The sequence below is a fragment of the Synechococcus sp. R60.1 genome (genome assembly GCF_047461835.1).
In the GTDB taxonomy this organism is placed as follows: Bacteria; Cyanobacteriota; Cyanobacteriia; order Thermostichales; family Thermostichaceae; genus Thermostichus.
Window position 1 is genome coordinate 34,184 of sequence record NZ_JANSIA010000004.1, and the last position, 17,487, is coordinate 51,670.

The 17,487-nt window shown below is 61.1% G+C and carries 9 protein-coding genes; 5 read left to right on the top strand and 4 right to left on the bottom strand.

Annotated elements, in window-relative coordinates:
• The first annotated feature begins 10 nt into the window (after positions 1–10).
• From hpsA to carA, 5 genes are all read left to right on the top strand, one after another.
• Positions 11–7,390 carry a hormogonium polysaccharide biosynthesis protein HpsA gene (gene hpsA / locus NW834_RS01385; protein WP_414426199.1) on the top strand — a complete coding sequence of 2,460 codons (7,380 nt, stop codon included), beginning with the start codon at positions 11–13 and terminating at the stop codon, positions 7,388–7,390.
• Positions 7,391–7,453: 63 nt separating this feature from the next.
• Positions 7,454–8,194 carry a prepilin-type N-terminal cleavage/methylation domain-containing protein gene (locus tag NW834_RS01390; RefSeq protein ID WP_414419049.1) on the top strand — a complete coding sequence of 247 codons (741 nt, stop codon included), beginning with the start codon at positions 7,454–7,456 and terminating at the stop codon, positions 8,192–8,194.
• Between the two features lie 56 nt (positions 8,195–8,250).
• The gene (locus tag NW834_RS01395) at positions 8,251–9,396 is read left to right on the top strand and encodes a type II secretion system protein J (protein WP_414419048.1); all 1,146 of its coding nucleotides are present in this window, start codon (positions 8,251–8,253) and stop codon (positions 9,394–9,396) included.
• Positions 9,397–9,410: 14 nt separating this feature from the next.
• Positions 9,411–9,956, top strand: a complete 546-nt coding sequence (locus NW834_RS01400) for a Tfp pilus assembly protein FimT/FimU (protein ID WP_414419047.1) — start codon at positions 9,411–9,413, stop codon at positions 9,954–9,956.
• Positions 9,957–10,017: 61 nt separating this feature from the next.
• Positions 10,018–11,205, top strand: a complete 1,188-nt coding sequence (gene carA, locus NW834_RS01405; protein WP_414419046.1) for a glutamine-hydrolyzing carbamoyl-phosphate synthase small subunit — start codon at positions 10,018–10,020, stop codon at positions 11,203–11,205.
• A 2-nt stretch (positions 11,206–11,207) separates the two neighbouring features.
• Here the strand turns inward: carA and NW834_RS01410 are convergent, their stop codons facing one another.
• The 4 genes from NW834_RS01410 to NW834_RS01425 all read right to left on the bottom strand — a co-directional run bounded on the left by NW834_RS01410 (position 11,208) and on the right by NW834_RS01425 (position 17,459).
• On the bottom strand, positions 11,208–12,740 hold the full coding sequence (locus NW834_RS01410; RefSeq protein WP_414419045.1) for a UDP-N-acetylmuramoyl-L-alanyl-D-glutamate--2,6-diaminopimelate ligase: 1,533 nt from the start codon (positions 12,738–12,740) through the stop codon (positions 11,208–11,210).
• 60 nt (positions 12,741–12,800) lie between these two features.
• Positions 12,801–14,570: an ABC transporter ATP-binding protein gene (locus NW834_RS01415; RefSeq protein ID WP_414419044.1), complete on the bottom strand. Its 1,770-nt coding sequence runs from the start codon at positions 14,568–14,570 to the stop codon at positions 12,801–12,803.
• A gap of 59 nt (positions 14,571–14,629) precedes the next feature.
• Positions 14,630–15,808: a 1-deoxy-D-xylulose-5-phosphate reductoisomerase gene (locus tag NW834_RS01420; protein WP_414329119.1), complete on the bottom strand. Its 1,179-nt coding sequence runs from the start codon at positions 15,806–15,808 to the stop codon at positions 14,630–14,632.
• Positions 15,809–16,196: 388 nt separating this feature from the next.
• Positions 16,197–17,459 (bottom strand): RNA-guided endonuclease InsQ/TnpB family protein, encoded by a 1,263-nt coding sequence (locus tag NW834_RS01425; protein WP_414419043.1) that lies wholly within the window; start codon positions 17,457–17,459, stop codon positions 16,197–16,199.
• Positions 17,460–17,487 lie beyond the last annotated feature (28 nt).

A 17,487-nucleotide genomic window follows, 5' to 3' on the forward strand; every position in this document is an offset into this window, starting at 1 on the left:
GAGATACGGTATGTCTGCTCCTTCCACGCTGCTGCTCAAGCTCACCCTGCGCTTGCTCGCCTCTTTGAAAGCACGGGTAGATCGGCGCAAGATTCGAGAGCGGGGCTTTGTCCTGCCGGTTGCCATTTTGATCGTGCTGGTCTTGAGCTTGGTTACAGTAGGCCTCCTGACCCGCTCTACCCAGCGCAGCATCCAAACCCAGGTGGAACGGGCAGGGCAAACCGTCAGCCGGCAACTGAATGCCGCCATCGACCGGGCCAGGGCCAAGATCGAATATCTGGTACGGGATCCTCGCCTTCCCGCCGGTACCCCCACCGATGCGCAGCTTGTCGCAGCCTTGATTAATGACGGGGAGGAAGAACTAATCCCTAGGGATGAGAATAATCCCTACATCCTCCCCGATGAAACTCAGTTTGTGATCGGAGGCAACATTCAGCAAGTGCGGGCGCCAGCCTGGTGGTTTTTGGCGGACACCGACAACAACGGCGTCAACGACTCCGTAACCGCCTATACCATCCTTAACACCCGTCGGGCTGCTGGCGCCGGCTTTGAGGATAGCCAGCTAACGGATACGGAGCGGGCGCGGCGCCTGATGATCCGCAGTGGCCCCCTACAGGGCTCCGCTCTGGGCCCTTGTACCGATAACCCCGCTCAGCAGACGATTAACCCCAACGTGGGGGACTGGTTCCAGGTGGGCACGGCGCTGTACAAGCCCTTTCAGGTCTTTGCCGTTACCTTGCCGCTTGAGGGGGCCGACTCCACCACCCGCGCCGTTTCGGCTTTGCAATTCCAGCAGGATCGGAAGCGGGATCTGCTGAACAAGTGGGGGGCCTTCAGCCGCGGCGACCTAGAGTTTTTCTTCACCCCCGGCTACAACTGGAACGGCGCCATCTACGCCGGCGGCAGCCTTTTCTTCCGCTATGCCCCCAACAACTTGTTCCGGGCTTTCACCATCAGCTCGGAGCAATCCTGCTTCTACATGCCCCCCGACAACTCCGAAATCACTGCCTTTGGAGAGCTGGTGGCTGGGGCTATTGGCTATGCCGGCCAGCAGGTGAGCGATACCCTGATTTTCGATGTTCACTCTGGCCAGCAAGATAGAGAGCCGACTGTGTTGGCTCGGTTGAACAACTTAAATTTTGACTCGGTGCAAAACCAGGTAGAGCCAGAAAATGTGGCTTTGGATCCGTTGGAGCTCCACCTTTTCGGTCGCATTCGCACCCGGGGATCCTATGCCCAAGATGCATCGGGATGGGCGGCTTCTCCCCTCAACGCTAAGCGCGATCCCAACCCCGGACGGATTAAGGCGGGCGGTTTTCAGGCCGGGGCCGACCAGACCTGCCCTCCCTACGTGGACGATGTGTATCGGGCCGACAACCGCTTTGGGCCCAAGGCCAGCTACGACCGTCCGCCTGTAACTCCTGACCCGCAGAGGGGCTGCGATGTGGACACCTTTGCTCAGAGGTTTGGTGTCGGTGCCGGTAGCCCGATTCCTGCTGATGCCAGGAACAACCAGAATGAGTCTTTGACCGAGGACAACCCACCCCCAGGCGCCCTTTCCGAGGTGGGCTTGGATGGCTATTGGGAGCGGCGGGCACGCGTGGAGGGCTTGCGGGTGATCGTGGGCCAGCGGCTGGAGCTAACCCGCACCGATTCTTTGCCTTTGCCTCTGGTGCCGCCCGGGGATCCCAACGATCCCACCAAGTTGCAGCCCATTTTCATCAGCAACGAGGCGCGGCAACGCCTGACGCTGCGGGATAACCCGGCGGCGGTGCAGGCCACTGCCGTTTACCACTACAGCCACCGAGATGGGCGCTTCCCCATTGCTTGCCTGGCCACGGTAGCCCACCCCGGCTCTCCCTGGAGCTTGCAGCGGGCTTCCACCTTCCCTACCGGCGACCAGCGCACTCAACTGGGCATCAACTTCTTTACTGGAGAGGGCACCAACGTTTGGGAGTATGACCCCGAGCCGATGCGGGAGCAACTGCGGCCTGGCACTCCTTTGTGGACAGCGCTCACCAACCTGGCCAATTTTGCCGGCGATCCCGATGGGGCCTATCCGCCGCGTCAAGAGGCGGGCCGCATTCACCCGGATCCGTTTATTACGGCTTTTGGCAACTTCTCGGAGCTGCGGCGGGTGATCGATACCGTTAACCGAGGTACCCCCGTTAGCCAACTGAGCCTAGCCGACCAGACCACGCTGCAAACGGCAGGCTGCATGTTGGGCATGCTGGCCGACAACATCCTGCGCATCGAGGAGGCTGCCCGTCAGCAAGGTGGCGGCAGTAGCAGCATCGGGGGCGGTGGTTCTGGTGGCACCAGCTCTGGATCTGGGAGCTCGTCCCCAGTTCTCGGCAGCCTCTGGAACGACATTCAAGCCAGCCGTGCCGGGAACCGAGAGGCGGCCAATCGGTTTTATCTGCCGCTGCGCTACATCTTCCCGACCACCAGTTTCAACCAGACGGATACCCTGGAAACGGAGCGGCGCAGCGCTTACTCCTTCCTTCCGAGCACAGTCAGCTATCAGGCTGTAACCAACTTAAACGAGGTTGCTCTGGAGCCCCGTTCTGGAATTGGCAACTGGGCTTTGCCCTATGCCCCAGCCAATTGCACTGCTGCTGGCCCCAATAGCAACCAATTTGATCTCATTCGGATTGGCGACCAGTGCTACCGCGTGCCCTTTAAGGATTCCGTCTTTTACGATGGCCGCGAGGCGATGGCGGTGCGGGCCCTCAACATCGACCTGGCCCTGCTGACCAACAACGTCAACGGACAGGCCAGGGGGTTGATTAACGGGGACACTTGGCTGCCTGCCGGCATTGGCGAGAACCGAGAAGGGGGGATTTTCTACGCCTTCCGGGAAGATGCCGTGCGGGAAGATGCCATTGCCCGCCCACCCTTGGGCACCTTTGCTGCCTATCAACAAGCTTGGCGAGCGGCAAACGCCCGTGGCACGCTGGGCAGCGCCGGCATCATGAACGCTGGTCAGCCAGGTCGCGGCACGGCGAATGGTCAAACGGTCTGGGATCCCCCTGTTTCTGATCAAAACCTCAGCCCCAAGCCGGTGGACTACTATGCCGATCCGGATCGGCGGCCCTATGGCTTCCGGCTGCGCAATGGGGCAAGGCTGGCTCGCGGCGGGTTTAACCTCGATGAGGCTGTCTTTGGTCTCTCCTTTGTTTCTGATAACCCCGTCTACATCCAAGGAGACTTTAACCTGCACCAGACGACGGGAGGCCAGCGGCTGGAGGAGTTCACCACTCTCCTCAACTTTGGGGGAGACGGCCTCTACAGCAACTTCTACGGGCGGCTGCGGCGGGATGAAGATCGGCGCTTTGCCCGGGCAGCCCAGGATCTCTGGCGGCCCAGCGATGTGTTGGGCGACTCGGTGAACATCCTTTCTGCCGATTTCTGCGACGGCAGCATCGACGACGGCTTTGTCCAGGATGGCACCCTCAACGGCGGCGGCAGCAGCTTTGTGGCTAACCGGAACTACCAGGGCAGCCCAGAACGAGCCTCGGCTCCTCGCCGCAACGAACACTACGGCTGCAGCGGGCCAAACCTAGGAGCCAACACTTCTTTCCTCAACCAAGCGCTGGTGATCCGAGGCAACAACTGGCCGGCTCCGGATCCGAATAGCGCTGGTGCTGGCGTTCTGCGCTTTGACAACACCAACGGGGCCCAGAACCTGGGCGACAACCTCAACCAGCCGGGTTGGCCGGATGTGTTTGCCCGCGACACCATCTTTGCCCGCCGCAACAGTACCGATGCCAGCTCCGGTCAAGCTGACCGAACCGCAGGGCTGGGCGTGCCCGAAGTGCGGCTCTTGCGGGCACCCGATACGGGCTATGCCAACTTTGGGGTGCGCATCTCGGCTTTGGGCAACCCGGTGCTGGATACCTCCCGCTGGCTGCTGGTGGCTCCACTTGGGCCTTGCCCCGAGCCTGAAGGAGGCGGTGGCCTATTGGCCGAGTACTACAACGGCTGGCTGAGCAACCCGCAGAACCGGTACAACCGCAACACAGGGTTTGCCACCAACCGTATTGACCAGGTAGTAGGCCCCCTGCCTTCAGACGCTCAAGATGCCAACCTGCCCTACCTGCGGGCAGTGCGCTGGCCCGATCCGGTATTCCCGGCGCAAGGAGTACCTGACGCCATTGGTCAGTACAACAATGGCTATACCACCAGTGCGCCTACCTGTAATCCAAGTGGCACCAACGACCAACGCTGGGCCTGTGTGCGAGATGCCATCAATAATCCGAGCAACCTAGCCCCCTTTGCCCGCAGCGGTAGCGGTTTCCCTTGGTGGGGCGGCTTCCAGTACTTTTTTGGCACTAGCACATCGCTGGACTCTCGCTCGCCTTTCAAACGGCGGCTGTACAACAATCCCCCCAGCTGCAACGGCACATTGGCTGACGTTCTGCAGCCCGGCTGCCGTTTGTCACAACCGCCTGGCAGCTCCGATCGACGGGATCGCGGCGACTGGTTCTGGATGCCCAGTTGTGGGGAGCCCGATGGCAACAACCTGCCCATCGACGCGGATGACCTCAACTTTCCAAGTCACTTCAACTTCCAGCGCTCCTGCTGGCGGCGTAGAAGCGGCTCAGGGCCGAATGGCAACAGCAACGGCAACGACTTTTTCGCGGTGCGCTGGGTAGGGGAGCTGTATCCGCGTTGGCCGGGCCTACAGAGCTACCGCATTCTCAACGGCGACGACGGCGTGCGGCTGATCATTCGACGGCGGGACGGCTCCAGTGCCACTTTTGTCAACAATGGAGCCTGGAACGGAACTCCGCTCAGCCTAGGGCCCAATGCTGCGGGTGCCGAAGCCTGGCAGGATGGCGGCGGTAACCTGGTCACCCTGCGATTAGAGCTGGAGTGCGCGGATCCATCCCAGCCCTCGCCCTACTTGGTGGAGATCCAAACTTACGAAAATACCGGCAGTGCCTCCCTGCGCTTTGCCACTCGCGATGACAGCGATCTGGAAGACTACGACCTGCGGTACCTGAAGCCGCTGCAGGGGGTGAACCAACCTTGCCAGCCGGATCGGAATAAACCTCTGTTATCCAACCAGAAGTACTGCGAAGCCCCTCTCAATTGCAATCCCATCTGGGGAGTCTGGACTCCTGCATGTGACCCCAACATCTGTCAGCAAACCACTATTACCCAAACCAGAACTGCCACCTTGCCTGCCGGTTGCCCTGGCAGCGCGCCAACGCCGGAAACTCGGCAGATCACCTGCCAGCCGCAGTACAACTACGGGCCTTGGTCGGATTGGACGCCTCAGTGTACCCAGCAGCAGCAGTGCAGCCGGGCTACCATTACGCAGAGCCGCAGCCGCACGGTTACGCCGCTGTGTCCCAGCCAAAGCCCCTTTACTGAAACCCAAAACCAAACCATCACTTGCCAACCTCCGGGGGCTACCTGCACCTATACAGACTGGACTCCTGCGTGCACGGTGGCCAATGGCGGCCTGACCATAACTCAGACCCGCACCGAAACCTGCACCTCGATTTGCGGAACCACCACCAGGCAGCAAACCCAGACGGTCACCTGCCAGAAGATCTGCAACTACAACTGGGGCCCTTGGTCACCGGCCAGTTGCGATGAGGTCATCGACCAAATCGCCTGCGGCACAACCAAAACCTTTACCCAAACCCGGACGGGCACCCTCATCGCCAGCACCAGCAGCCCCACCTGCTCGCCCACTACAACGCAGACACAATCTTTAACCTGTCAAGGGCGGCCTTGCGGGTCGAGCACCTTTGCCCCAGAAGCTCCTTCCAAGAGCCCCTTGGGCGAGTGGATGGCAGCCAAGCCCAACACGGTGGAGCTGCGCCCTGTCCACGAAATCCAAGCCGATCCAGAGCCGGAGACGATCGGCGTGAACACGGTGGCCAAGGCTTCTACTGAAGGCGTGACCATTGCTCTGGAGCCGCAGCTCTCGCCGGTGCTGGAGGTGAAGGCGGGAGTGCCCAAGCCGCCCAAGTGGCCCAACCCTGCCGAGGCTCTGCAGGCGGCCTTCAATTGGATGTTTGGTGAGCCCGCCTATGCTGCCCGCGCCGGACTGAGAGGCAATTTGCTCTCCAGCCAGATCGCCAACCCCAGCAAAGAACCCGGCATTCGCCCTGCCGAGAGTGGTGCTTCTCCGATTTCCGGAACTCTTAGCCTAGGCACCGACGACTGGGCGCGGCAACTGCGGCGGCGATTGCTCAATCCCAATGGAACTGTTCGCTGTGACTCAGAAGAAAAGGTCACTCCCACCGACGGTGGCTTCTGGGTACCGGGGGTGTTTCGCCCCAACTTCAACGACCGCTTCAAGTACACCGCCTACACGGGTGCCAGCCGACCCAGCACTCTGCGTACCATCGGAGGTGCTGATCCCACCTTTGAGGATCTCAACGGCAATGGCGCTTGGGATCCAGGCGAGCCGACGAACGTTTTGGATCGGGATCCACTGTTTGGGTTAGACTTGCCGGATCGGCCAGAGCTAGAGATCCAACCCCAGATGGCGCTCAACCCTTACGCCCGCGTCAACAAAAGCGCCGCGACCCAAGCCTACACTCCCGCGTCCAAGTATGCGGACGGATACTACATTAACCACAAGGGCAGTGAAGATATTCGCAATGGCCTCTGCTTCTACGTCAAGCCCAACGGCAACACCATCCAGGTTCAGATCGACCGTAACGGCGGCGATGGCGATGGCCTGGTCTGGGTGGATGTGGAGCCGTTCACCCTGGACCTGAACAAGACTCCCACTGGCTTTGCCGGCAGCAACCCCGTGCTGGGGGTGATCCTGGATGAGGTAACGCGGCGGCCCATTCCCATTCCCCGCTTCCAGGAGCTGGCCTCAACCGATGTGAACCAACGCCGTCGCAACGACGATGGCAGCCAGAACCGGCAATTGCAGCCGGCCAGAGAAACGCGGGTCAACGCGGTGGCCGTTAGCAGCGTGATCCCGTCGCGGCTTGGTCAAACCGCCGGCGGCATGCATAACTTCCTGCGTCTCAACGAGCTGTGGAGAAATACCAACCTCTTCTTCAGCGGCTCGATGATCCAGCTCAACTACAGCACCTACGCCACCGGCCCCTTCCTGCAGCACAGCTTCGAGCCGCCCAACTTGGTGGAGGATCCAACCTTTGTGCGGGGCTACGACTACTACTCCCCACCCAACCGCCGCTTTGGCTACGACGTGGGCCTGCAAATTGCCCGCCGACCTAGTCCTGTGTCGGCCCGTTTCCAATTCCCCTCCAACACGCGCACGGAGTTCTTGCGGGAGTTGGATCCTCAGGATCCGTATGTGCGGCGGCTGCGCTGCGAGCTGCAAGCTCAGCCAGATGTGCCCCTGCAGGCGGCTGCTCGGATTGGAGGCTGCAACGAATTCAACTGATATTGACTTCCCATGCCAGGGGTAGATTCAAGGTAGGAGCAGAGTGGGCTAAGGGAGGGATCGATGAGCAAAGGACGGCTTTGGCGGCAACAAGAAACAGGGGGCTTTACCCTCATTGAGGTCTTGGTGTCGGTGGTCATTGTGGCTTTGGCCATGGCTGCCCTTGCTCCTGCCCTTACCTTGATCGCCTACCGGCGCGCCATGAGCGAGCGGGTGGAGCTGGCCAACCGCCTAGCCCAGGAAGAGGTAGACCGCATCCGCACTCTGGTGGATATCGAGCTGGCTGCCAACCCTCGCGCTTTTCAGGATCGGGCTCAACTGGCCCGTCTGCCCAACGTGGGAGCCAACCCGCTGGCAAATACCCCACCTCCCACCAACATGGACACAGAGGGGAACAACTATTCCATTCGCGTGGCTCGGGTTCAAGTGCCGGGGCGTAACCCCGAAGAATACGTCATCCAAACCTTCCGCGACGCAGGGGCACCTTGCATCGACCGGCGCGAAAACAGGGTCATTCAGGGGGTTCCCTGCAGCTTTCGCATGGGGGTGAGGGTTTACCATCGCTTTTCTTTCGACCCGACCACTCGCCAAGCGCTGCCTGGATTGGGAACGGAGTTGGCTTCGGCCAGCCAGAACTTGGCCAATGCCGATGTCTGGCTCTTTCCCATGGCCACCTCATTTGTAGAAATTAACCCCGCCGCCAACTTGGGAGATGTTTGCCGGCAGATAGCCATTGCCAGAGGCGAGAATCCCATCGAGAGGTGCCGGGCTTTCCCCCTGCCTGTTAATCCTGTTGCACCGTGAGGTAGAGCCTAAGTTCCTTCCCGCAAAACCTGTTGAGAAGATGGGGGTGTTTCCCTATGTTTTTCAAGATTTTTCGCCGCAGACCCAGTAAGAGCAGAGGGTTTACCCTCATTGAGCTGTTGGTCTCGCTGCTGATTGCCTTCATCTTTCTCTTGGCCACGGGGAGGATCGTCGTTGAGACGATGCGGCTGGATCGGGAAGAGACGGGCCGCACCCAGGTGCAGGCGGAGCTGACCCAAGCCATGGAATTCATCCAGCAGGATTTGGCGGAGGCTCTTTACATTTACAACGACACTGAGCAGAACCCACAGCAATCTGATCGACTTGGGGACGGGATCCCGGATGTCATTCAACGGCTCTACGCGCCGGGCTGGATCCGCCGACCCGATGACGCTATCCCGGTTGTTGCCTTTTGGAAGTTGGAGCCGATCCCGCAGGGATGCTACGCGGGCAACCCCAACTTGCAAGATATTCGAAGAGGCAATGCTACCCTACCAGACCAGCCACCTCCCGAGTTTCCGCGCGATCAGAACGGTAGAAATGCGGATTGGGACACTCTTGTCAGCCGCCGCGGCATCTACACCCTGGTGGTGTACTACCTACGCCGCAACTACAACAACGCCGGCAACCCAACGGGGCGCACTCCCTGGGAAGGCAACGCGCGGATCGACCGTTTTGAATTGCGACCCTTCAACATTCAGGGTCAAAACAACTGCGCCGGTCGCAGCCCGTTCTTTGTTGAGGATCCCGATCCGTTCCGAGATGGTTTCCTTGCTTGGCCTTCCGAGCAAGCTCGAGCGCGCCAAATCCCCATTGCCGGCAGGGCAGATGGCCCCCGCCTGGCAACTTTGGTCTCCAACATCTTCAGCAGCCGGGAGGGAAGTCCGCAGGTTGCGCCCCTCTGCCCGCAGGGCTATGCCTTTGGCGGCGGCAGACCCAACGGCGTCACCTTCTCGGGGTTGGGAAATAACCAAAACGACGTGGGCTTCTACGTTTGCGTGCGGCAAAGCCCCGGTGCTGACCGACCGCAGGATGTGATCATCAACATCACCGCCACGGCCATGGAGCGGGCCAACCCTGGCCTTTTCCGTCGCTACATCCGAAATGCCACCAGCGTCGATATCTCAGAGGTGTCGCGCTACTTGCTGCCAATGCAAACACGGGTTCTTGCCCGCGGTGTTATCAACCGTCCGCTCTCCTAGGGGGAATGTCCACCATGTTGGCCTTGGAGAAAAAAGCAATTGGCCGAGCTCAGCCTTTTCGATCCCGGGGCTTTACGCTGACAGAAGTCCTAGCGGTGGTGGTCATCATCGGCATCTTGGCTGTGCTGGCCGTTCCCTCTGGGATCAACATCTGGGCGCGGATCCAGCTTGAGGATGCGCAGAACAGGGTGGAGCGAGCCTTGCGCACTGCCCGCACTAACGCCAGAGCCTCTCTCCTGGGCCGAGCTTGGGTGGTGGGGGTGGACAATTCAGAGCCAAACGTGCTGACTCTGGTTATCCAGGATGAGGAGGGCCTCTGCGATGAACCTACCCCCTGTCAGCGGCTACGCCTGAACAATTTTGTAACTGTAGCCAACACCTTCAATGACGGGAGGCCAGTTTTTGAATCCGATGGCCGCGCCCGTCAACTGGGTCGCTTTGTAGTTAGCAGCACCTACTCTCAGGGGGAAAACCGCTGCGTGGTGGTGAGCACCTTGATAGGCACCATCCGCAAGGACAACGACCCGGCTTGTGCGGGCGGAGCAGATGCGGAAGACTAGCCAGCCTTGCAACCTCCTTGAAAGGGGGTAGGATGGTCAGGCCGATGTTTTTGGGTAGCGCATGGCCCCTTCTTCCCCAATCCTTCAGGAAAAAACCTTTCCTTGGCAATCTCGTCAGCCTGCCCTGCTGATGCTGGCGGATGGTGCTTCCTTTGCCGGTTGGTCTTTTGGGGCGCCGGGCACGGCAGTGGGCGAGGTGGTGTTCAACACGGGCATGACCGGCTACCAGGAGGTGATCACCGACCCTAGCTACCGGGGGCAGATGGTCACTTTCACCTGCCCTGAGCTGGGAAATACCGGAGTCAATGAGCTGGATGAAGAATCGGCTCGGCCCCAAGTAGCGGGGGTGATTGCCCGCAACGTGTCTCGCTTGGTCAGCTCTTGGCGGGCTACATCCACCCTCCCCGAATACCTGCAACGATATGGGATCCCGGCCATTGCTGGGGTAGATACGCGGGCTTTGGCGCGGCGGCTGCGCTCTCAGGGGGTGATGAACGGGGCCCTTTCCACGGAGACTTTGGATCCCCAGGTTTTGTTGGAGCGGGTGCGCCAGGCTCCTTCCATGCAGGGGTTGAGCTTGGTGGCGGAAGTTACTACTCCCCAACCCTACGAGTGGCTGGAGCCTACGCCTGCCGACTGGGACTATGGGCGCAGCCAAGGGATCCCAGTGCCGGAGCCGCCCCTGCGGGTGGTGGCCTTGGATTTTGGCGTTAAGCGCAACATTCTGCGCCGCCTTACCCGCTATGGCTGTCGGGTGATGGTGTTGCCGGCCAATGCCAGCCCGGAGCAGATTTTGAGTTACAACCCCGATGGGATCTTCCTCTCCAATGGGCCAGGGGATCCGGCGGCAGAGACCACGGCCATCCGCACCACCCAAGCTCTGCTGCAAACCGGGAAGCCCCTATTTGGGATTTGCCTGGGCCATCAGATCCTCAGCTTGGCCCTGGGGGGATCCACCTACAAGCTCAAGTTTGGCCACCGCGGCCTCAACCACCCTTGCGGGTTGGAGAAGCAAGTGGAGATCACCAGCCAGAACCACGGATTTGCGGTGGATGCCGCTTCGATCCCCGCCGATGGGGTGGTAATCACCTACCTCAACTTGAATGACCGTACCGTGGCCGGGATCCGCCACCGTCACCTGCCCCTGTTTTCTGTGCAGTATCACCCGGAGGCCAGCCCCGGCCCCCACGACGCCGATCACCTCTTCCGCGAGTTCGTGGAGCTGATGCTGCAGCACCGCTCCCGTTAGCCTCACCCCCGGCTTTTTTCCCTCAGGGCCAGGGCGGCGCGGGCTTCTTCTCGGTCGTCGAAGTGAATCTTCTCGGTGCCCAGGATCTGGTAGTCCTCATGGCCTTTGCCGGCAATGACCACCGTATCCCCTGGCTGGGCTGCGAGGATGGCCAGGCGAATGGCCTGCCGCCGATCCACCTCCACCGCCCTGGGGGATCCAGGGATCCCGGCCAAAATATCCCGTAGGATCTGCTGGGGATCTTCGGTGCGGGGGTTGTCGGAGGTAACGATCACCTGATCGGCCCAGGTGGCGGCAATGCGGCCCATCTGCGGTCGTTTGCCCCGATCCCGATCCCCGCCACAGCCAAAGACGCAGATAAGTTGCCCTTGCACCTGGGATCGCAGGGCCTTGAGCAGGTTTTCCAGGCCGTCGGGGGTGTGGGCGTAGTCCACAACTACCGCGATATCCTGCCCCGGCAGGGTCACCCGCTCCATCCGCCCCGGTACGCCCGGAAAGTGGGGCAGGGCCGACTGGATGATCTCGACAGGGATCCCCAAGTGCAGGGCTACCCCCACCGCCGCCAGCAGGTTGGCCAGGTTGAAGGATCCCACCAGGGGGGCCTCCACGGCAAAGGCGCCAGAGGGGGTGTGGAGCGTCGCCTGTAAGCCGTTGGGGTGCAATTGAACGTTGCTGGGCCAGAGGCCGGGGATCCCTTCCAGAGGCTGCAGCGAGTAGGCCCAGGGCTGCAGATCGGGCCGAATGGCCTGCAAAAGCCGCCGTCCCCCGGCATCGTCGGCGTTGATCACCGCCCGCCCTTGGAGATACTCCTGTCGGAAGAGGGTGGCTTTGGCCTGCCAGTAGTTCTCCATGCTGCCGTGGAAATCCAGGTGATCCTGGGTAAGGTTGGTCCAGACGGCAGCGGCAAAGGAACACCCCCACACTCGATCTTGAGCCAATGCGTGAGAGCTCACTTCCATCACGGCCACCTCTGCCCCGACTTGGTGGGCCTGCCGCAGGCTGCGCTGCAGCTCTAGGGGAAAAAGGGTGGTGTGGGAGGCCACTTCGCTATAGCCAGGCCAGCGGTTGTACAGAGTGCCCAGCAAAGCGGTGGAGCGGCCGGCAGCTTGTACCAAATGTTCAATGAGATGGGTGGTGGTGGTTTTGCCATTGGTGCCCGTCACCCCCACCAAGGTCAGTTGGCGGGCGGGAAAACCATAGAAAGCCGCCGCCACCTGGGCCACGGCCTTGGGGAGAGCCTCGCGCGGCATAAGCAGGATAGGCTGCTGCGACAGCAACTCCTGAGAAGACAAGCTCTCCCACGCCTCTTGGGAAATGAGGGCCGCCACTGCCCCTGCCGCCAGGGCTTGGGCCACGAAGCAACCCCCATCCACGCGGGATCCCGGCATCCCCAGAAAGAGATCCCCGGCCTGCACCTGGCGGGAGTCGGCACACAGGCTCCAAACTTGCACCCCCTCCAGGGATCCCTGGGCCAATTGAGGCTGGATCCCAGCTTGGTGGAGCAATTTGGACAAAGTGATCCCAGCAGTTTCCATCGTTGCCACTCCCCACAGCTTTGCCGGTTAGGGTAGCGGCCAGGGATTGCCGCCGTCAAATTAGGCCAGGGCTTCCTCCAGCTTTTGCTTGGCCCACAGAGAAGCGTAGAGGCCCTTCTCGTCCGCCAGCAATTCGGCATGGGATCCCTTCTGCACAAGGCGGCCCTGGTCCATCACCCAAATCTGATCGGCCTCCACCGCAGCCGTGAGGCGATGGGTGATGAAGATCACCGTTTTCTGGGCCGTGGTCTGGCGCAGATGGCGAAGAATGGCCTGAGCCGTCTGATTGTCCACGCTGGAGAGAGAGTCATCCAGGATCAAGATGGGAGCATCCACCAGCAAAGCCCGGGCCAAGGCCACCCGCTGTCGCTGGCCACCGGAGAGGGTAATGCCCCGCTCTCCCACCAGAGTGTCGTAGCCCTTGGGAAAGTTGAGGATCTCGGCGTGGATGTGGGCGGCTTTGGCCACCCATTCCACCTCCCAATCTTCGGCATCCGGCTTGCCGTAGCGAATGTTATCCCGGACCGTGGCGCTGAACAGGAAGCTCTCCTGGGGCACATAGGCAATGGCCCGCCGCAGGGATCCCAGTTGAATCTGGGTGATATCCTGCCCATCCAAAAACAGTTGCCCCGGCTGGATCTCCAGCAGCCGAGGCAGGGCATTGGCCAGGGTGGACTTGCCCGCCCCAATGGGCCCTACCACCGCCACCATCTGGCCCGGTTCTATGCAAAAGTGCAAATCCTCTAGAGCCGGAGCTGCCGCAGGGCCGGCGAAGGCAAACGCGAGACCTCTGGCCTCGAGGCGACCCTGCACCCTCTCCAGAGGCAACGGCAAAGCGCCTGGGGCGTCTCGGATGGTGGGTTCTACCCCCAACAGAGCATCGATCCGCTCCAAGCTGACCTGCCCCCGCTGGTAGGCCGTGATGGTGAAGCCCAGCAGGGCGGTGGGAAATACCAACCGTTCCACGTAGAGGGTGAGGGCCGAAAAATCCCCGATGGTCAGCGTCCCTGCTGCAATTTGCGGCCCCCCCACCGCCAGCAGTAGCAACAAGCTTAGGCTGACCAGCGCCACCAAAGAAGGGAAAAGCAAGTTGCGAGTGAGGGCCAAGCGCAAATTGGCCTGCAGCAGCCGCTGGTTCTGGCGGCGAAACTCCCGCTGCTCGTGCTGTTCCTGGCTGTACACCTTGATCAGGGCAATGCCGTTCAGGTCCTCTTGAATGAGATCGCTCAGATCCGCCAACTCCTGCTGCACCTGGAGCTGCTCCTGCTGCAGGCGGTTGCTGCTCAACTTCACCAGCACCAACATCACCGGAAACACCGACAGCGCCAAGGTGCTCAGACGGGGCTCGATGCCAAACATGGCGGGCAAGGTGGTGGCATAGGCAAAGATCGTGTTGGCCAAATTGAGTAGGGCGAACCCCAACAGGCGGCGGATGTTTTCCACATCGCTGGTGATGCAGGTGAGAATGTCCCCGATGGTCTGCTGGGCAAAGTAGGAAGGCTGCAGGGTGAGCAAATGCTCGAAGATGGCTTGCTTGAGGTGAAACTCCACCTGCCGTCCCACCCCAAACATCCACACCCGCGAGGCAATGCGAATGCCCATCATCAGGCTGGAGACGACCAGCACCGTTAGGGCGTAAAGGGCAATGCGCCGGGCCGACAAAGTGGCCAGGTTCTGGCTCAGGTCATCGATGACCAGCTTGACGTACCAGGGCAGGAACACCCCCAGGCCATTGACCAGGAGCAGGGATCCAATGCCCAACCCCACCTGTCGTCGATAGGGGCGCAGATAATGGGCCAACTGTCGGAGATGGGATCCCGATCCGGTCACTCACTTGCTCCCTGCATCCTCTCCCACTCTAGCGCTCAGCCGGATCCCCCCGGTAGGGATCAGACCAGAACCTGAGCCGGGGCTTGCTGGGCCAGTTGCGCCGTTTCCCGCCGCGCCCAGGCATCCGCCTGCAAAATATCCTCCAGGCTGGGATCGGCGATAACTTGATGCCGCTCACAAACCCGCTCCAAGAGACGGGGAATATCCAAAAAACGGATGCGCTCCTGCAAGAACAGGGCCACCGCCGCTTCGTTGGCCGCATTCAACACTGCCGGCAGCGTTCCCCCCCTCCGTCCAGCGGCATAGGCCAACTCCATGCAGGGGTACTTGCGGTGATCCGGAGCCTTAAAGGTGAGGGATCCCAGCTTGACCAAATCGAGGGGATCCCAGGGGGTGGCCAGGCGTTCCGGCCAACTGAGGCCGTAGAGGATGGGCAGGTGCATGTCCGGCCAGCCCAACTGGGCCAGAACCGAGGTATCGGCCAGCTCGATCAGGGAGTGGACAATGCTCTGCGGGTGGATGAGGATGTCGATGTGGTCGTAGTCCAGGCCGAAGAGCCAGTGGGCCTCGATCACCTCCAGGCCCTTGTTCATTAGGGTAGCCGAGTCGATGGTGATTTTGCGCCCCATCACCCAATTGGGATGCTTGAGGGCATCGGCCAGGGTGACCTGATCCAATTTTTCGGCAGGCCAATCCCGAAAGGCGCCACCCGAGGCAGTCAACAGGATTCTTCGCAGGGATCCCGCGGGCACCCCCTGTAAACACTGGAAAATGGCCGAATGCTCAGAGTCGACGGGGATCAGGTTCACCCCGTACTGCCGCACCAAGGGCAGCACCACCGGCCCCCCTGCCACCAGGGTTTCTTTGTTGGCCAGGGCAATGTCTTTGCCGGCACGGATGGCCGCCAGGGTTGGCAACAAACCGGCGCAGCCGACGATCCCCGTCACCACCCGCTGGGCCGCCGGGTGAGCCGCCACCTGACACAGCCCCTCCGTTCCGGCCACCAACTCCGGCAGCGGTCGGATCCCGGTCAGCAGCGACCGCAGCTCCGGCAGCAGCTCCTCCCGGCCAATGGCAACCATCTGGGGCCGAAACCGCCGTACCTGCTCGGCCAAGAGGGCGACGTTGCTGTAGCTGGTCAGGCCAACAACCTGAAAACGCTCTGGATACTGGGCCACCAAGTCCAGAGTTTGGGTGCCAATCGAGCCGGTGGAGCCGAGCAAGGTGATGGCTTGCATAAAGGATCCCTTTACCCCTGAAAGAGCGTGACGTCCTCCCAACGCAGACTTCCCCTCGCGCAACTTGCCCAAGGACTCCGTCCCGCTATTGCGAACGGCCCCACCTCGCGTTCGGGGATCCCTGCCTCACGCCCCTTCATCTTATTCCTATCTGGTTCTGATCTGGAATCTGTGGGCTCCCTCCGATCCCCGACAGCGGGATCCTATGCGGCTGTGGGGTCCGCGATGCCCCCCTTCCCCAGATTTTGGTTTCAAACCTTTCCCGACTGAGAACGCAGCCACTGGCTGAGCAGCGCCTCGATCAGCTCCGAAAGATCTTGATCCGATTCCAACAGGATGCGCTTCACGGCTCGGTGAGTCTCTTTGGGGATTTGACATACTCCCCTGCCTAAAGACAGGGGATTCTGGTTCCTGGTTCTGCGACAGCGCTTACCGTGTCAGGCTTCCCCTCCACGGCAGCGGCGCTCGTCTCCCCAGGCGTTCCCCCTTGCGGGGCGGTTCCCTTATGCCCTAAGGTACCGTTGTTCCACTCCTCACCCAACAACTCCAGCCCTTTGCGTAGGATGTTGACGGCCGCATTCTCATCCCGGTCAATCACCGTCCCACACCGCGGGCAGCGGTGGGTGCGAGTGGACAGCGTCTTCTTCACCCTGTGACCACACTGAGAGCAGTCCTGACTGGTGTACTGGGGCGGCACTGCCACCACCACCTTGTTGAAGACCTTCCCGTAGTAGTCGAGCCACCCGGTGAATAAACTCCAGCCGGCATCATGAATCGACTTGGCCAGGTGGTGATTCCGCACCAAGTTACGCACCTGCAAGTCCTCGTACGCCACGACGTCGTGAGACGCCACCACGCACCGGGCCAACTTGATGACCCAGTCTCTACGCTGGCGCTGAACCTTCAGGTGTACCTTGCCCAGCCGCTTCCGCTGCTTGTGGTAGTTCTTGGATTGAGGTTTGACTCCTCTCCGAAACTTCCGACTTAGCCTGCGTTGCTCTCGCTTCAACCTCCTTTCGGCACGACGCAAGAATTTTGGGCACTCTACCTTGTGGCCGTGGCTGTCGGTGTAGAAGTACGCCAAGCCCATATCCAGCCCCACCGCCTTGCCGGTGTACTCCGCCTGCTCGCGACGCTCCACGTCCAGGCAGAACTGGGCGTAGTAGCCATCAGCCCTGCGTATGACCCGCACCCGGTTGATTTTCAGGGTGAGGATGTCCCGCCGTGCCTCGCCGTTGCAGTACAGGGCAAAGGTGCCTGCCTGGAAGCCGTCCGTGAAGGTGATGGACATTCCATCTTGGGAGAGCTTCCAGCCGGAGATTTTGTACTCCACGGAGCGGCAATGTTTCTGGAACTGGGGATAGCCTTTTTGGGCTGCCTGGTTCTGGCAGCGGCGGTAAAAGTTGGAAATAGCAGACCAAGCTCGCTCGGCACTGGCTTGTCGGGCAGAGGAGTTGAGCTTCTGGGCGAAGGGGAACTCCTGAGCCAAGTCCTTGCAGAGGGAGTACAACGTGGCCCTGTTCACCCCCTGATGATCCATCCAGTGGCGCAGGCACTTGTTGCGCACGAACTGGGCAGTCCGGATGGCCTCATCCAGGGCTTGGTACTGCTGGGCTGTGCCGTTGAGGAGCTTGGCTTCGAGGACGCGCATGGGCCCACTCTAGCGCAGGTTAGCAAGA

What these genes read in the sequence shown, in the direction of transcription:
- hpsA (WP_414426199.1), top strand. Translation starts at nt 11, where the DNA reads ATGTCTGCTCCTTCCACGCTGCTGCTCAAGCTCACCCTGCGCTTGCTC.
- NW834_RS01390 (WP_414419049.1), top strand. Translation starts at nt 7,454, where the DNA reads ATGAGCAAAGGACGGCTTTGGCGGCAACAAGAAACAGGGGGCTTTACC.
- NW834_RS01395 (WP_414419048.1), top strand. Translation starts at nt 8,251, where the DNA reads ATGTTTTTCAAGATTTTTCGCCGCAGACCCAGTAAGAGCAGAGGGTTT.
- NW834_RS01400 (WP_414419047.1), top strand. Translation starts at nt 9,411, where the DNA reads ATGTTGGCCTTGGAGAAAAAAGCAATTGGCCGAGCTCAGCCTTTTCGA.
- carA (WP_414419046.1), top strand. Translation starts at nt 10,018, where the DNA reads ATGGCCCCTTCTTCCCCAATCCTTCAGGAAAAAACCTTTCCTTGGCAA.
- NW834_RS01410 (WP_414419045.1), bottom strand. Translation starts at nt 12,740, where the DNA reads ATGGAAACTGCTGGGATCACTTTGTCCAAATTGCTCCACCAAGCTGGG.
- NW834_RS01420 (WP_414329119.1), bottom strand. Translation starts at nt 15,808, where the DNA reads ATGCAAGCCATCACCTTGCTCGGCTCCACCGGCTCGATTGGCACCCAA.
- NW834_RS01425 (WP_414419043.1), bottom strand. Translation starts at nt 17,459, where the DNA reads ATGCGCGTCCTCGAAGCCAAGCTCCTCAACGGCACAGCCCAGCAGTAC.